Here is a 14955-nt window from a genome sequence, read left to right on the forward strand (position 1 = left end):
AGTTTCAGTTGAGTAATCTTTTTTGTTTGTTCGATTTCATTATGGCGCTGATGAGTTTAAATATCTTTTTCTTCAGTTTCTTGAACCTAGCGTTATATCCTATAACCTTGAACATAAGGTCATAGTGTTCGGCTTTATAATCTTTTAGCTCGTTAGGAACGTCGATATCATCCATTAATATCTGGAGTTTATTTCTATGAATTTTAGCTTGTGCAATTAAAGGTTGAAGCTCTTTTTGCTGGGCAATAAGTGTACCCACAATTGCTTTACTCTCTTCAAAGGTTTCTCCAGAAATAAGTTGAATCGTATGCTCTTTTATAAGTTGGTTAAGAAAATCTAGTTCATCATTAATGAATTCTAATTGCGAAATGCATCCTGAAGTATCCTCATGCAGTCCGTCAGGATTACGCCATTCGATATATTTAATATGTGTAGGATTTACATTCATCTTCTTTAGTATTAAAAAGGGCAAAAAACAACTAGTAGATCTGCCTTCTGCCCTTCATATCAAGGATGTTAAACTATCTCAATCATTTTCTTCGCAGGTTCAATAGCCTTCTCCGATTTGGCTAGTTGAAGTTTTAGCAATCCATTATTATAGGTAGCTTTCACTTCTTTTTCTTGGTCGACAGATGATGGCATCGTCAACTTGCGGTCAAAAGAGTTATAACTAAACTCTTTACGTGTGTAACCATTTTCGTTTTCCTCAATATCTTCTTTACTCTTTTCGGCACATACATGAAGAATGTCGTTTTCAAGAGAGACCTCGATCTCTTTTTTTGAGAAGCCAGGTACGGCCAACTCGATTTCAAAATTATCGGTATTCTCTTTTACATTCATCGCTGGTAAATTACGATCTCTAATAAAGAAATCATCTGAGAAAAAATCATCGGTATCAAACCAATTTGCAATTCCGTCATTTAGCCACGGAAATCTTCTTTTGTTGAATTTTACTAATGACATAATGTTGTGTTTTTGGTGTTACTAACTAATTGATATTATAAAGTTACACTAGTATGTATGTGTACGAAATGACAATTATCAGTTTTGATTCTGCTACGATTTGTTGCTGCGATACTTAATAAATAATGGAGCTTAACGAAAAAGAAACCCGACAATCTCAAATCAAAATTTCAGCACAATCGCCTATTTTAGGAATAGCAACCTTCCAAGAAAAAGTATCATTTAGTTTTACTCTAAAGGCATCTAAGGCTGAAGGTTCGCCATGTATCAAAAAGACTTCTTCGGGAATATTTTTAACCTTGCTTAACCAAAATAAAAGGTCGTTCTGATCTGCGTGCGCTGACAAACTTTCAATATGATGAATAGCCGCTTTTACTGAATACCATTTTCCAAAAAACTTAAGTTCATGAGCGCCGTCTAATAATTGCCTTCCCCTTGTACCTTCCGCCTGATATCCTACCAATAACACCGTGGTTTTAATATCATCAATACCCTGCTTTAAATAAGTTAGCACACGTCCTCCTGTAACCATCCCGCTGCCAGCAATAACAATTTTTGGCCTAGGATCATCAATAGTTTCCCAAGTCTCGCGATACGATCTAACAATATGCATTCGTTTCTTCATTGAATGAAATTCATCCATTGGAATTTTATGCCATTCTGGAAATCGTTCGAAGACTGATAGTACATTGTTCCCCATTGGACTATCGACAAAAATGGGAATATTAGGTATTCGACGCTCTCGATATAGCTTAAAAAGTATATACATTAACGCCTGTAAGCGCTCTACAGCAAAAGATGGAATAATTAATGATCCGCGATTATGAATGGTGTGGTTGATGAGCGTGACAAGTTTTTCTGTGACACTCTCGGTGGGATGTAACTTGTTACCATAGGTGCTTTCTATAAACAAATAATCAATCCATTCTGGCTTTTGTGGTGCATCTAGTAGTAGATCATCCGTTCTTCCTATATCTCCTGAAAAAACCATTCTTTTTCCAAAAACATCGAGTTCAATGAATGTAGCCCCTATAATATGACCATTATATCGAAACCGATATCTTATATTTTTCGATAGTTGACACCAAATATCTAATGCGGAAGTTTTCATTAAACTAATTGTTCTCTCGGCATCTTCTATTGTGTAAAAGGGTTCTGCTGGATCGTGTTTAGAATATCCATTCTCATTGGCCCTTTTAGCATCTTCTTCATGAATCTTACCGCTATCTTTTAATATAATCTCGGTTATAGCAATAGTCGGTGCAGTTCCAATAATTTCACCTTTAAAACCCTGCTGAAACAATCGTGGTAGGTATCCAGTATGATCTAAGTGGCCGTGGGTTAATAAAACGGTATCAATCGTTGTTACATCAAAAGAGAAAGGGTTCCAGTTTTGCTCTCGCAGCTCCTTAATACCTTGAAACATACCACAATCAATCATAAGATTACATTCCGAAGTCTCAATAATGAATTTAGAACCTGTAACCGTACCTGCTCCTCCTAAAAAATGAATCTTAATGCTGTTCATTTACTGAAGTTTCGCTGCAAAGCAGCTTGATTTCACTTATAATGTTCGATTTTCTCTCCTCAGAAACTCCTAGATGATCTAAATAAAATGTGTCTTTTAAAAGTTGCCTGCACAATACAATATCACGACCCAACAAGAACTGTTTTTCACTATTGGTCAACAAAGTAGAAACAGTAATTGGATATAATCCTAAGCGGTCAATTCTGTCTTTAAGTCCATTGTTTTTCGGAAAATCCCAGCTTAATAGCTGGAGCCCAGAACAGGTTCCATAGGCGATTGCATCTTTTGTAAACTGTGTGTTCGTAACTACCCAGCCATCAGTCGGGCAATTATTTCCATTCTCATAATTTGCAATTATATCACTGTATCTAGAGTGTATATAAAGGGGAACTTTGACATCACATTTATTCTTTCTATCACTATGAAATTTGCATTCTATAATGATATGCTCCTCATCCTTTTCGGCAACAACATCGACCTCATGACTAACGCATTTACCTTGAAGTATTTGGCCGACTTTAACCTGGTACCCCGCATATTGTAAAATAGCTGCAACAAAACGTTCAAACGGAAAGCCCGTAGGTCCAAACTCATATATTGCCTTTTTTAATTTGTATTTAGAGGCATAAATAGACTTACTCTTCTTTAGCAAAGCGAACGCCCTATTATAAATTTCTTTGGTGGAAATTCCTTGATAAAGCTCATCTCGTACCGCATCTATTATCTGCGAGACAGTATGCTCTTCGGCACCACTTCTCCGTAAGGATTTTTTTAGTTTGGGTATAGAAAATCGTACCTTTTCACCCGATGCTTTAACTATCGTGAACTCCTCTTCTTTCATGAAATTAGTATATCAATTCTAATTTCTGAGATCGTGTAATGCGAGTACAGGAACTTTCGAACTATAGCCTAAGTCTTTTACCATGGGTTTGGTAAGAACAGAACCGAAGAATGCATGTTTTTTATTGATAAAGACGATCATTTCACTTTCTCGGCTTTGAACGAATAGTTTTAAACCATTGTTGACATTTGTATTTTCTAAATAATGAAATGAATACTCAAGCCCGTCTAGGCATTCTTCTAACAATGCCTTCTTTTCAATTTGGTCTTGAGATAGCTCATCTTCTTTAGAAATATGTAACACGCGAATAGGTGCATTGGTAATCTTTGCTATTTCGTATAAATGCGTTAATTCTCTGCGTTTGTAATGTGTTTTAAAGCTTGTAGGAAAAACGATCTCGTTGGGTTCTTTAAATGTCACATCTGCAGGAATCATAAGGACTGGGCAGTTTCTTACCTTTTCCATCATATCGATAGTATTACTACCCAAAATAGTGTCTAAATCATTGGTTTCACCTTTATTACTTACTATAACGAGTTCAATATCTTTGGCTTCAATACAGTTTTTGACCGCATCAAGCGGGCTATCAAAAACACTTGCGGTAAAGTAGTTATGGTCACGATTTTCACCATGAGCCTTTATTTGCAACAATATTTTTTTAAGCCCCATTTGAGATTTCTTTTTTGATCTTTCGAACAATGTTTCTCCCTCGTCGGGAACAACCAAAATATCTTGGATATAGGTACTTGCGTTGAAGGCATTAAGAAGGTAAAAATCTACTAACTCATTTTTATACAATTCTATAGCGTATGCAATGGCATTCCAAGAGTTTTTCGAAAAATCTGTCGGTAACAATATCTTTTTTTTCATCACATTACTTTTTCCAGTTATACTGATAAATATAGACACCCAAAGTGTTGAAAACTATGATAAATATCAGGCTGTATTTGGTATAACTATAAAAGGAATTGAAATGTTTCTTGAGACATCTTTCACCACTTTTTCCCTAAAAAGACTATTAATAAAACCGTGTTTATAATAAGTCAGGGCTAGCATATCAAGCGGTTCTTTTTCAATATATTCCTGTAAAGCTTCATACTTACTGGCAGATTCAGGAATCCAATTAAATTCAGGATTGCAATGCTTTGCTATTTTAAATAGGTGATTGAAATTTGCTTTTTGATTTTCACTAAATTTTTTATCCATTGATATATAGATCACCTTTAAATCAGTATTGAAACGCTTCGTAAGACCCAACAAAAATTCAATCTGACTTATATCGTATTTATTTTTAAACCCTGTTGCTAAGCCTATTTTTCGTGGTGCAACATAGTCTATTTCATTTGGGATAATTAGTAAAGGTATGGTTTGAATTTTCTTAATTACTTTAAAACTATTACTTCCAAGAAATACATTATTTGAGTCCGTTTTTCCTCTAGTACCCATTACCACCAAATCGATACTTTTTTTATTAGTAATTTGTTTTACTGCTTTAATTAGACTTAGAGAAGTCACCTTTATTTTAAAAGTGTGTTCTGTTGTTTCAAGGTCTCCTATAAGTTTATGTTGTACTGCCAAGCAGTTGGCTTTTGCTTTTTGATAGAAATTGCTAACTTCTTTTTTAGAAATACTGGTTGAATAACTCACAACATCATCCTCAAAAGAATTTAGAATAATAAATTGAGAAGGTTCGTCCTCAAATAGCTTTGCTGCATAAAACAGAGCGCTATAGGCATTATAGGAAAAGTCAGTAAGTACAAGAATCGTTTTCATATTAGTCTCACTTCATTCGTTCTACAGATGGTATTACTAAAAAGGGCACGTTGGTATGATATACCATTTGATTAATTATTGGGCGAAATAGTATATTTTCAAACAAGTTATGTTTGTTATGAATCATCACTAAAAAGTTGACCTTATGCTTGGTTTCAAAAGCCTCTATAGCCTCTATAAGATCCTGTCCTTCTGCTATATGAAATAAGTGCGCACTACCAGTGAAGAAATCGTCTAAAAATGCTTTAACTTCTTCTTGCTTCTCATCTAAGGGAACACTGTAGTAGGCATTTAGTATATGGAGTCTAGAATTATGTTCATCACAGAAACTTCTGAGCAATGGCAAGTATTTGTTAGATTTATTCAGCTTATAATCCGTTGGAAATAAGATTTCTTTAGGTGTCTCATATTTAAAGTCAGATGGTACCGCTATAACTGGGCATTTCAATTTTTTTATGGCATACATCGTATTGGTACCAATAAATATTTCTTTTGCTCCTGTAGCACCCTTTGTTCCCATAATTACTACATCAATATCTTTTTCGGAAATAAGGTTTTTCATTTCTGATACTAAGAGATTGAATGACGCAATTGAAAAATAGCTATGATTGGCATTAGGGTAGTCTTTCTGCAATCTTGCCTCTATCTTTTTAAGTTGTCTTTTGGCAGTAGCTTGTTCTATTTCCTGAAGCTTAAGTGCCGAATAGGCGTCGAATAAACCTCCGGCATGAGCACTTGAGGTTGAAGGAGTAAATGTGTGCATTAGATAAAATTCACATTCAACATCCCGATACAATTGAACCGCATACGATATGGCATTGTACGCGTTTTCTGAAAAATCCGTGGGCAATAATATTCGTTTCATTTTGCAGTATTTTATTATTTACGATGTAGATTTTGAAGTACTAGAAATGGGATTTTTATACGTAATCCTATCTTTTCGATGGTAGAGTTGTACAACATATTCTCTAAATAGGAATGACGTTGGTTGACCATAACTAGCATATCTATGTTTTTATCGGTAATTGTTTGGTTAATGGTTTTTGTGATATCCTTCCCCCCCCCATGCATAAAGGAAAATTTGTTATTCTCAAAAGAACAATCTAAAAAGTCTCTATTGTCAAGTTGTCTATGGGACAAGCCTTTAAAATCAGAGATGTATAGGAAGTTAATAGTTGCAACATAGCTCATTGCAAGCGTGCTTAATAACTTAAGTTCTCGGCGTTTATATGGCACCATATAGTCAGTAGGAAATAAGATATTTTGAGGATATTCTTCGAGATACCCCACTGGAACGGCTAAAACGGGACATTTTACATATTTTATTACTTGTAAGGTGTTGCTACCAAAAGTGAGGTTTCTGTCATCGGTTTTTCCTTTTGTTCCCATGACGACAATATCAATATTCTCTCTGTCTACAATCTCATTTACCTCATCGACCAAACTGCCAAAACAGGATTCATACTCATACTTGTGCTTAGGGTTGGCAGAGGTCGCCATCATATCATCTACCTGTTCTTGTAAATCATTATCCACATTTTTTCGATAGGTCTCTTTAAAAGCTTCAAAGTCTTCTCGATTCATTTCTTTTGCACTCTCGTACACCTCATCTGCAAAAGCGTTCATAATGATAAATTCACTTCTATCATACTTAAACAATCGCATTGCATATCTAATAGCGTTTGAAGATGTTTCAGAAAAATCGGTAGGAATTAGTACTTTTTTCATCTTGAGGTGATTTTATCAATACCTCAAAGCTAAAGTCAGACTGTCATTTTTAAAATGATATTGGTCAGCTTACTCATGCAGCACCAAAAATGGAACTTGTAGGTGATAACTCATTTTGGCAACTCTTGGATTAAATAAGAGTTTCTGAAAAAAGTTTAAGTTTTTAGCAACCATAGTAATCATATCTATGTTCATTGAATCGATAAAGGACTGAATTCCCTTTTCTAAGTCCGATTGATTGACTCGATGAAAACTCGCAGAAGAATTCTGTAAAAAATCTTTTAAATATGCCCTGTTTTTTTGTTGAAAAGGGGTCAACGACAATTTGGTATTTACAACCCGTAATACCTTAAGGTTTGATTCATGCACATTCGCTATTTCCAACAAAGTATTTAGCACTTTCGCCTTATAAATAAAATCGTAATCTGTTGCAAAAGCTATGTTCACGGGAATATGAAATTTAGCAGCCTCTGGAATAATCATTACTGGGTACTTGATTTTAGTAATTACAGTGCTTGTATGTCCGCCTATAACCTTATCCTTGACATTCGACTGGCCTTTATTGCCCATTACAATAAAATCGATATCATATTGCTTGGCTATTTTTTTAATTCCACTGACAAAACTACTTTCTAAATAGGTAACAGTAATTTGATGCTCTTTAAGGTCAGAATGTGCTCGCATCTTCTTCTTAACTGCATCTAATTCTTTAATAACCTCATCTGCTTTTACTGCCTCGCCTGTCACATAAGAAGTTAGTGTTTCCACAACAGGCGGTAAGCCGTCTGGAATCATGATATGGCACAAAATATACGTAACAGGAATATTTTTATAAAATGCCATTGCATAGGATATCGCGTTCCAAGCATTCTCAGAAAAATCTGTTGGAACTAAAACTTTTTTCATCTTCACTAGGTATACAAACAAATGTATTATGTCATGCCGACCTAGATTATGACAAATATCAGTAATGCTTATTCAATTGCCTTAAGCCCCTGTAGATTAAGTATTTTGATGTTTCTTCCTTCAATCTCGATTAGGTTATCGCTCTTAAAACCGGAAAGTGTGCGAATTAAGCTTTCGGTCGCTATACCAGCGACACTCGCCAAATCGTATCTAGATATTTTAATGGCTTCATCTGGTTTTTTGTCAAGAATTTCGGCAAACTGAATGATCGTTTGGGCTGTTTTTTTCCGTACCGAACTATAAGCCATTTGTAGTAGCTGTTCTTTTATTTCAGCAATATTATCTGTTAGCACATTCAATAGTTCTAAAGACACATTATTGCTTTTTCCTAAAACCTCTTTTAAATGTTGTTTTGAAATTGATGCCAGCTGAACTTTTTCCATCGCCGAAGCAGATTCTTGGTATGGCACAGTGTCAACAAACGAAGTAAATCCTAAAAAATCATCTGCTTTATGCAATGCGGTCGTGAGTTCTTTACCGTTTTCATCCATTTTATGGCTCTTAACAACACCTTCGAGAATTAGATAAATGTTGTTTGAATGCCCACCCTCTTGATAAATAGTTTCGCCTTTAGAAAAGTCTAGTAGGGCTCCATTGTCATCGAAAAAGTTTTTAAGCTCATTTAAGCTTCTTAAACCATCATTATCATCACTCTCTTTTTTTGAGTCATCTGCCTTCGTTTTTGATAAGATGACAGACTTCGCTAATCGGCTTTCGATAGCACTTAGCAATTCATCTTCTTCAAATGGTTTGGTCAAGTAATCATCCGCCCCGAGATCCATGCCTTTGCGTACTTCTTTATGCTCTGTTTTAGCACTTAGAAATATAAAAGGAATATACATGGTACGTTTGTTTGCCGATACAGCTTCTAATACACCATATCCATCTACTTCTGGCATCATGATATCACAAACAATAATATCTGGTAAGTGTTGTGAAGCCATTTCAATTCCTACTCTACCGTTTGGTGCTGTAATGACATTATAATTGGAGAGTTCTAACAATTCTGCAGTATTCTCACGTAAAGCTAAATCGTCTTCAATAAGTAATACGGTTTTCATAATGTTCAATCTATAGGTGTAGGTATGGTTATTGTAAATGTAGAACCCTTATTTTGTTCGCTGGTAAATTTAATATTTCCTCCCAAATTTTCGAGGTGGCTTTTAACAATATTCAAGCCGATACCAGTTCCTTGTGAAAGCAAGGCGTTTTCAGCTCTAAAATATCTATTGAACACAAACTTCTGTTCTGCCTTTGGTATTCCAATCCCGGTATCTACAACTTCAACTATTAGCTCATCTTTATTTAGAGAGGCATTCACTTTTACAATGGCATTTTCAGGAGAATACTTTACTGCATTGGTTACCAAATTGGTCAAGATCAATTCAAGGATCTTTTCATCAAAATCAATAACAATATCATCTATATTGTCAGGGTAAACAATTTTTTGCCCTTGCTTTAGTAGCATATTAGCATCATAAATTACCTCATTAATCACCTTACTTAATGAAAACCTTGAGAATTTGTAATTAATCTTTCCTCTATCCAATCGTTCTATAGATAAAAAGTCATTAATGATATTGTTCAGATATTTTACCTTGCTCTGTATAGTGTTTATATGCTTTGTTCTCTTTTCTTGTTGTTCGGTTTCAGTATATTTTCCAATTAATGTAGAAGCTGTTAAAATCCCACTTAATGGCGTCTTAAATTCATGGGACACCAGAGATAAAAATTTTGTTTTCAACTCATTTAATTCCTTTTCTGTTTGCAAGGCTTCTCGTAATTGGCCCGTACGTTCTGCAACAGTTTTCTCTAACTTATCGGTATAATTTGCTTGTTCAGTGATATCAAGTATTATGGCCACCAAGGTTTTGCGTTCATTGGCATCTGAGGGCTGCAAATGGACTTCTACCGGATAGATACTTCCATCCTTACGTTGGTGGGTAGTATTGAATGTGAGCTTAGGTAGACTACCATCTCTTAAAGGCTGAATATAGTTTCTAAATTCTTCTTCTGTATATTCTGGTTTAATATCGACCGGAGTTAACTTCTTTAGTTCGTCTAAGCTGTAGCCGATATTATTCTGTGCGCCCCTATTTACATTAACGAATTTTAAAGTAGTTGCATCGAAAATAAAAATTTCGTTGAGTGATTCATTAAAAATGTTTGCCCAATCTCGCAATTCTTCTTCCGCCTTTTTGCGTACCGAAATATCAGTAATAAGGGCCATGACATAGTCATTGTCGTATATAGTAAAGGGATTAAGCCCTGCTTCTACCGGAAAAGTAGTTCCGTCTTTTCTTTGGCCATATAGATCACCGCCGTGTCCCATTTTGCGCTTTCCACTTTTTCTTAAAAACCCTTTAACATGATCAGAATGCACGTGGTGGTATTTTTGAGGAATCAGAATTTCTAAGGGCTTTCCAACCAATTCATGCTCTTCGTAATCAAATAATTCATTGGCGGAATTATTAGTAGCGACTATAACCTGTTCTTTATTTACTACGATAATTCCTTCCGAAACGGCTTCTGAAAGTATTCTGAAAACGTTGCTGGTCTTTTTGAAGATCTCCATAACACAAATCTACCAAAATTCAATTTGCTTACTAGCTGATAAATGTCATTTTCTTGCAAGTATTGGCTCGTTATTTTTACATAAAACAAGTTATGATGTCGATTACAGAAAAACCAGAAATATTATTTTATCAAAACTTAGGTCAGCTGTTCTATGCCATTGCTGCTGCAGATAAGGTTGTGCGCAAAGCAGAATATGATGCATTAAAAAAAATAGTACTCGACTATTGGAAAGATTATGAAGAAGCACAGGATGCTTATGATGAGCCTGTTGCATACCAAATGGAGATCGTTTTTGAATGGTTTGATTACGAAAGTATGGATGCCCAAGACTGTTTTGATAGTTTTAGTGAATATGCTCATGAACACCCTAGAGCCTTTTCAAAAGAAAAGCGAATACTTATTGTAAAAACCGCCGAGGCCATAGCAAATTCTTTCGCGGGCAAAAACAAAAGCGAATTAATAATGCTAACCAAACTAAAGATGCTTTTTAGAAAGTTGAGTTCGCAATAACAAGCTATAACAATGAAGTACTTATACCTCATATTGATCCTAAGTGTATTATCATGTAAAAAGGTAACAAAGGTTGAATCGCCAGTAATTGTTGATGAGAAAGCTCCAGTAAGCACAAAAGTTCTGGTTGATTCGATTAAAACTAGCGATCAGCGAATTAAGATCAGTAAGGCAGAGGCTATCGAGCTAAAACAGAAAATGCTTATTGAACAAAGGGATGAACGCACCGAGTTGAAGGAGTATATTATTGAAAAAAATTATTTTAAAGAAGAAGATGGTTATACCATCGACTTCACTTATCCGCTGCTAGATGAAGACATAAAGGCTTCGAACGTAAATTTTAATAATTACATAAATGATTATTATGTTGATATCATCGGTACGGAGGCTCAAATTCTTGAAGTCAAAGATCTACTTTGTGACACAACTGGGATTAATAAGTTTAGAGAAAAACGCTTCATAGATTATAAGGTATACAATTTGAATAACCAGTTGGTTAGTATCCTATTTTACAAAGAAAATTACTATACAGGTACCCTTCATCCTACATACTCATTTGACTGTATCAACTTCGATCTTGACAAAGGCATTTTTATGTATTACGAAGATTTTTTCATGGAAGGATCTGAATCAAAATTTATTGAAATTCTCAATAACGAAATCACTGAACAAGTAATGGAAGGATCCATGTATTATGATTGTTGGGAACTATCTTATGATGATTTCTTAGAGTACAAAGACAATTTCGTTCTTAATGAAAATTATGTCGAATACTATTTTGACGACTGTGTAATGTGTCCTTCATATACGGGTAGTTACTCAATTAAGATACCTGTGAACAATTTAATTCCAGTTTTGCGGAAATACGATTTAAACCCTTTAGTTTTATAAAATAATGCGGCTTTATGGTTCTTTTTATGCGTTTGCCTATGCATTGCTAATTGCTGTAATATGGATACTTCCTTTTTATTCTTTCGAGGGATATTCCCATATGGTAAATTCAATTAGTGAACTAGGTGCCCAGAATGTACCTAATGACTGGATCATAAATTTGGCTATATTTTTAATGGGTTTTGCTACATTCACTTTAGCCACAAAGGCCTATAAACTAAGAAGTGTCCAGTTAATCACTCTCTATTTTTTTAGCATTTCCTTTTTTTTAACAGGTTTCTTCCAGTTAGCAGGAAATGAAGCAAATGTTTTCCACTATAATTATACCCAAGATGCGCTTCATTCTATATGCTCAATGGTTATGGGCTTTGCATTTTGTCTGTTTTGTTTACTATTAATATGGGCTTTAAAGCGTGACAAACATAAATTACATACAAGTATTGTCATTGTCACTATCATAGTACTATCATATCTCATTTTTGCCTTCCCAAATTTGAAAGGTTTATTTCAAAGAATCCTATTCATGCTTGCCTTTGGTTGGTTATTTTTTGCTATTATTAAATATCCGCTTCAAGAAAAAGGCAAGCATATTTTAAAAAAAAATACAGACCACTAATTAAAAGTCGAAACGAATGAAAGAAATCAATAAGTATATTGACCATACACGGCTATCTCCCACAACCAATCGAGAAGATATCTTAACCCTCTGTGATCAGGCAATGCATTATAATTTTCATTCGGTTTGTGTAAATAGCTCCTGGGTAAAAACAGCTGCTAATGCCTTAAAAGAATCTGACGTAAAAGTAGTAGCTACAGTCGGGTTCCCTTTAGGAGCGGCTTCTACAAAGGCAAAAGTTGCCGAGGCTAGCAAAGCAATTCTAGATGGGGCCGATGAAATTGATATGGTTATGAATATTGGGCTTTTTCTATCTGAACTTACTAAAGAGACCAAACGTGATATTTCTGCCGTTAAAAACGCTATTGGAGATAAAATACTGAAAGTTATAATTGAAACCTGCTATCTAGAAGAGCACGACATAGCAATGGCATGTACCATTTGCAAATTGGCAAATGCCGATTTCATAAAAACCTCTACTGGCTTTGGAAGTCGGGGCGCTGAACTAAAAGACATTCAAATGATTAAATCTGCAATAGGAACTGATACCAAGATAAAGGCATCGGGTGGTATCGCCAACAAAGAACAGGCTGAAGCTTTTATCCGCGCTGGTGCTAATAGAATAGGAACTTCAAAAGGAGTTGAGATCGTTTTTTCAGCAAAAGAAAAGCACTTATGAGCGTACATATAGAAGCAAAAAAAGGTGAAATAGCAGAAAGTGTTTTGCTACCAGGCGACCCTATGCGGGCCAAGTGGATTGCTGAAACATTTCTTAAAGACGCTATGCTATATAACGATGTGCGCGGAATGCTAGGATATACAGGGACGTATAAGGGAAAGCGTATTTCTGTTCAAGGTACAGGCATGGGTATTCCATCCGCTCTTATTTACTGCCATGAACTCATTAATGACTACGGCGTAAAAAAATTAATTCGAGTAGGAAGTGCTGGTTCATATCAGCCAGATATAAAACTCAGAGATATTGTTATTGCCATGGCGGCCTCAACTACATCAGGGATAAACAATTCGCGATTTATCAATGCAGACTATTCTCCTACGGCCAATTTTGATTTATTTATGAAAGCTGCCCAATATGCCAAATCAAACAATATCAGTATTAAAGCTGGTAATGTACTATCGAGTGATGAATTTTATGAAGACAATTTTGACAGCTATAAAAAGTGGGCCGAATTTGGTGTGCTTTGTGTAGAAATGGAAGCCGCGGGACTTTATACGCTTGCTGCCAAATACAATGTACAGGCCTTGGCAATCTTAACAGTTTCAGATTCACTAGTTTCTGGAGAGCGTACTAGTGCCGATGAACGAGAAAGCACCTTTAGCACTATGGTGGACATTGCATTGAATACGCTGAATTAACCACAGTACCATGATGAATATCATTCTTTAATTTTTGAGGGCAAGCTACCTTTAATACTCAGAAAAAGAAATGATGATTAAATCGCTTGAAACCACCGAAAAACAATTTGTACTTAGTTCAAACTACATTGGAAATTTGGGTTATATATACCATGGTCAACCCTTTGTAGTACCGATAACCTATTTCTATAACAAAGAACAAAACAACATTATCTGTTATTCTGGTAACGGGCACAAAATAAATGCGTTAAGAAAAAACAATGCAATGGCATTATCGGTCTCGAACATAGATTCTGTTAATGATTGGAAATCAGTATTAGTACTAGGTTTTTATAAAGAACATTCAGCAAGCACAGCTAAGTCATTACTCCATGAGTTTTCATTGGGTGTAAAGGATCTTATTCTAAAAAAGGAATTTAGAGATTTAGATTTTATCAATCAGTTTTCCAGTAAGATATACGATGATGATATGCCCGTCATATTTACTATTGAGATTGATGAAATAATTGGTAGGAAACGAAAATTTTAAACAGATTATCATAGGATTAATATGTTGACTTTTAAAAACTTCAATATTGCTGACTGGTTTTCATTTTATAGGGTGATAGCCGCTCCGTTTCTTTTAGGGATGCTGTTTTACCATCAACGCGAGCTTTTCGCCACTTTCCTTTTAATCAGTTATTGCACTGACGCAATTGACGGCTACCTGGCAAGAAAACTAAAAATCACCAGTGCCCGAGGTTCGCAATTAGATTCGTTTGGAGATCAAATAACACTGGTAATTGGTCTAATTGGTCTTTGGGTATTTGAATCTGTATTTATAAAAGAGAATTTAACGTTAATCATTATTGCATTTATACCCTATATCGTACAAATGATTATAGCGTACTCGAAATACGGCAAAGCAACAGCCTTTCATACATATTTGGCAAAATTATCAGCTATTATTCAGGCTACTTTCATTGTCGCCTCATTGTTCTTTGAACCATACTATCCCCTATTCTACTTTATGATTGTTATCGGGTTGCTAGAAACGTTTGAGGAAATCATATTAATTTTTATGTACGACAACTGGGTTTCTGATGTAAAGGGTATTTATTGGTCTTTTAAAGACAAACGCAGAACTGCAAAAAACATTCATCAAAATAATTAACCATTTCTACAAAAAAAGTACACCCTATTAAG

General features: G+C 35.1%; 18 protein-coding genes. 7 read left to right on the plus strand and 11 right to left on the minus strand.

Going from position 1 to position 14955, the window contains the following annotated elements:
* Nucleotides 1-4 precede the first annotated feature (4 nt).
* The 11 genes from GWK10_RS06355 to GWK10_RS06405 form a co-directional block, all read right to left on the minus strand.
* Nucleotides 5-448, minus strand: coding sequence for a hypothetical protein (locus GWK10_RS06355; RefSeq protein ID WP_164030361.1), 444 nt, complete (start codon nucleotides 446-448; stop codon nucleotides 5-7).
* Between the two features lie 68 nt (nucleotides 449-516).
* Nucleotides 517-963: an Hsp20/alpha crystallin family protein gene (locus tag GWK10_RS06360; RefSeq protein WP_164030363.1), complete on the minus strand. Its 447-nt coding sequence runs from the start codon at nucleotides 961-963 to the stop codon at nucleotides 517-519.
* Between the two features lie 157 nt (nucleotides 964-1120).
* Nucleotides 1121-2491: an MBL fold metallo-hydrolase RNA specificity domain-containing protein gene (locus GWK10_RS06365; protein WP_164030365.1), complete on the minus strand. Its 1371-nt coding sequence runs from the start codon at nucleotides 2489-2491 to the stop codon at nucleotides 1121-1123.
* Complete coding sequence (locus GWK10_RS06370; protein ID WP_164030367.1) at nucleotides 2478-3332, minus strand: restriction endonuclease; 855 nt, start codon at nucleotides 3330-3332, stop codon at nucleotides 2478-2480. The genes GWK10_RS06365 and GWK10_RS06370 overlap by 14 nt, the downstream gene beginning before the upstream one ends.
* A gap of 18 nt (nucleotides 3333-3350) precedes the next feature.
* On the minus strand, nucleotides 3351-4202 hold the full coding sequence (locus tag GWK10_RS06375) for a universal stress protein (protein WP_164030369.1): 852 nt from the start codon (nucleotides 4200-4202) through the stop codon (nucleotides 3351-3353).
* Between the two features lie 66 nt (nucleotides 4203-4268).
* Nucleotides 4269-5105 carry a universal stress protein gene (locus GWK10_RS06380; RefSeq protein WP_164030371.1) on the minus strand — a complete coding sequence of 279 codons (837 nt, stop codon included), beginning with the start codon at nucleotides 5103-5105 and terminating at the stop codon, nucleotides 4269-4271.
* A 7-nt stretch (nucleotides 5106-5112) separates the two neighbouring features.
* Nucleotides 5113-5970 carry a universal stress protein gene (locus GWK10_RS06385; RefSeq protein WP_164030374.1) on the minus strand — a complete coding sequence of 286 codons (858 nt, stop codon included), beginning with the start codon at nucleotides 5968-5970 and terminating at the stop codon, nucleotides 5113-5115.
* Between the two features lie 14 nt (nucleotides 5971-5984).
* The gene (locus GWK10_RS06390; protein WP_164030376.1) at nucleotides 5985-6833 is read right to left on the minus strand and encodes a universal stress protein; all 849 of its coding nucleotides are present in this window, start codon (nucleotides 6831-6833) and stop codon (nucleotides 5985-5987) included.
* Between the two features lie 69 nt (nucleotides 6834-6902).
* On the minus strand, nucleotides 6903-7739 hold the full coding sequence (locus tag GWK10_RS06395; protein ID WP_164030378.1) for a universal stress protein: 837 nt from the start codon (nucleotides 7737-7739) through the stop codon (nucleotides 6903-6905).
* A 68-nt stretch (nucleotides 7740-7807) separates the two neighbouring features.
* Nucleotides 7808-8860, minus strand: a complete 1053-nt coding sequence (locus GWK10_RS06400) for a response regulator (RefSeq protein ID WP_164030380.1) — start codon at nucleotides 8858-8860, stop codon at nucleotides 7808-7810.
* Between the two features lie 5 nt (nucleotides 8861-8865).
* Nucleotides 8866-10374, minus strand: a complete 1509-nt coding sequence (locus GWK10_RS06405; protein ID WP_164030382.1) for a sensor histidine kinase — start codon at nucleotides 10372-10374, stop codon at nucleotides 8866-8868.
* A gap of 92 nt (nucleotides 10375-10466) precedes the next feature.
* Between GWK10_RS06405 and GWK10_RS06410 the strand changes: the two genes are divergently transcribed.
* The 7 genes from GWK10_RS06410 to GWK10_RS06440 all read left to right on the plus strand — a co-directional run bounded on the left by GWK10_RS06410 (nucleotide 10467) and on the right by GWK10_RS06440 (nucleotide 14923).
* Nucleotides 10467-10886, plus strand: coding sequence for a hypothetical protein (locus tag GWK10_RS06410; protein ID WP_239540712.1), 420 nt, complete (start codon nucleotides 10467-10469; stop codon nucleotides 10884-10886).
* Between the two features lie 12 nt (nucleotides 10887-10898).
* Nucleotides 10899-11777: an RsiV family protein gene (locus GWK10_RS06415; protein WP_164030385.1), complete on the plus strand. Its 879-nt coding sequence runs from the start codon at nucleotides 10899-10901 to the stop codon at nucleotides 11775-11777.
* Between the two features lie 4 nt (nucleotides 11778-11781).
* Complete coding sequence (locus tag GWK10_RS06420; protein WP_164030387.1) at nucleotides 11782-12393, plus strand: DUF998 domain-containing protein; 612 nt, start codon at nucleotides 11782-11784, stop codon at nucleotides 12391-12393.
* A gap of 16 nt (nucleotides 12394-12409) precedes the next feature.
* Nucleotides 12410-13072: a deoxyribose-phosphate aldolase gene (gene deoC, locus GWK10_RS06425; RefSeq protein WP_164030390.1), complete on the plus strand. Its 663-nt coding sequence runs from the start codon at nucleotides 12410-12412 to the stop codon at nucleotides 13070-13072.
* The gene (gene deoD, locus GWK10_RS06430; protein ID WP_164030391.1) at nucleotides 13069-13770 is read left to right on the plus strand and encodes a purine-nucleoside phosphorylase; all 702 of its coding nucleotides are present in this window, start codon (nucleotides 13069-13071) and stop codon (nucleotides 13768-13770) included. Before deoC ends, deoD begins: the two co-directional genes overlap by 4 nt.
* A gap of 70 nt (nucleotides 13771-13840) precedes the next feature.
* Nucleotides 13841-14299 carry a pyridoxamine 5'-phosphate oxidase family protein gene (locus GWK10_RS06435; RefSeq protein ID WP_239540714.1) on the plus strand — a complete coding sequence of 153 codons (459 nt, stop codon included), beginning with the start codon at nucleotides 13841-13843 and terminating at the stop codon, nucleotides 14297-14299.
* 21 nt (nucleotides 14300-14320) lie between these two features.
* Nucleotides 14321-14923: a CDP-alcohol phosphatidyltransferase family protein gene (locus tag GWK10_RS06440; protein WP_164030393.1), complete on the plus strand. Its 603-nt coding sequence runs from the start codon at nucleotides 14321-14323 to the stop codon at nucleotides 14921-14923.
* Nucleotides 14924-14955 lie beyond the last annotated feature (32 nt).

Origin of the sequence: Spongiivirga citrea (genome assembly GCF_010671565.1) — a bacterium.
Taxonomy (GTDB): domain Bacteria; phylum Bacteroidota; class Bacteroidia; order Flavobacteriales; family Flavobacteriaceae; genus Spongiivirga; species Spongiivirga citrea.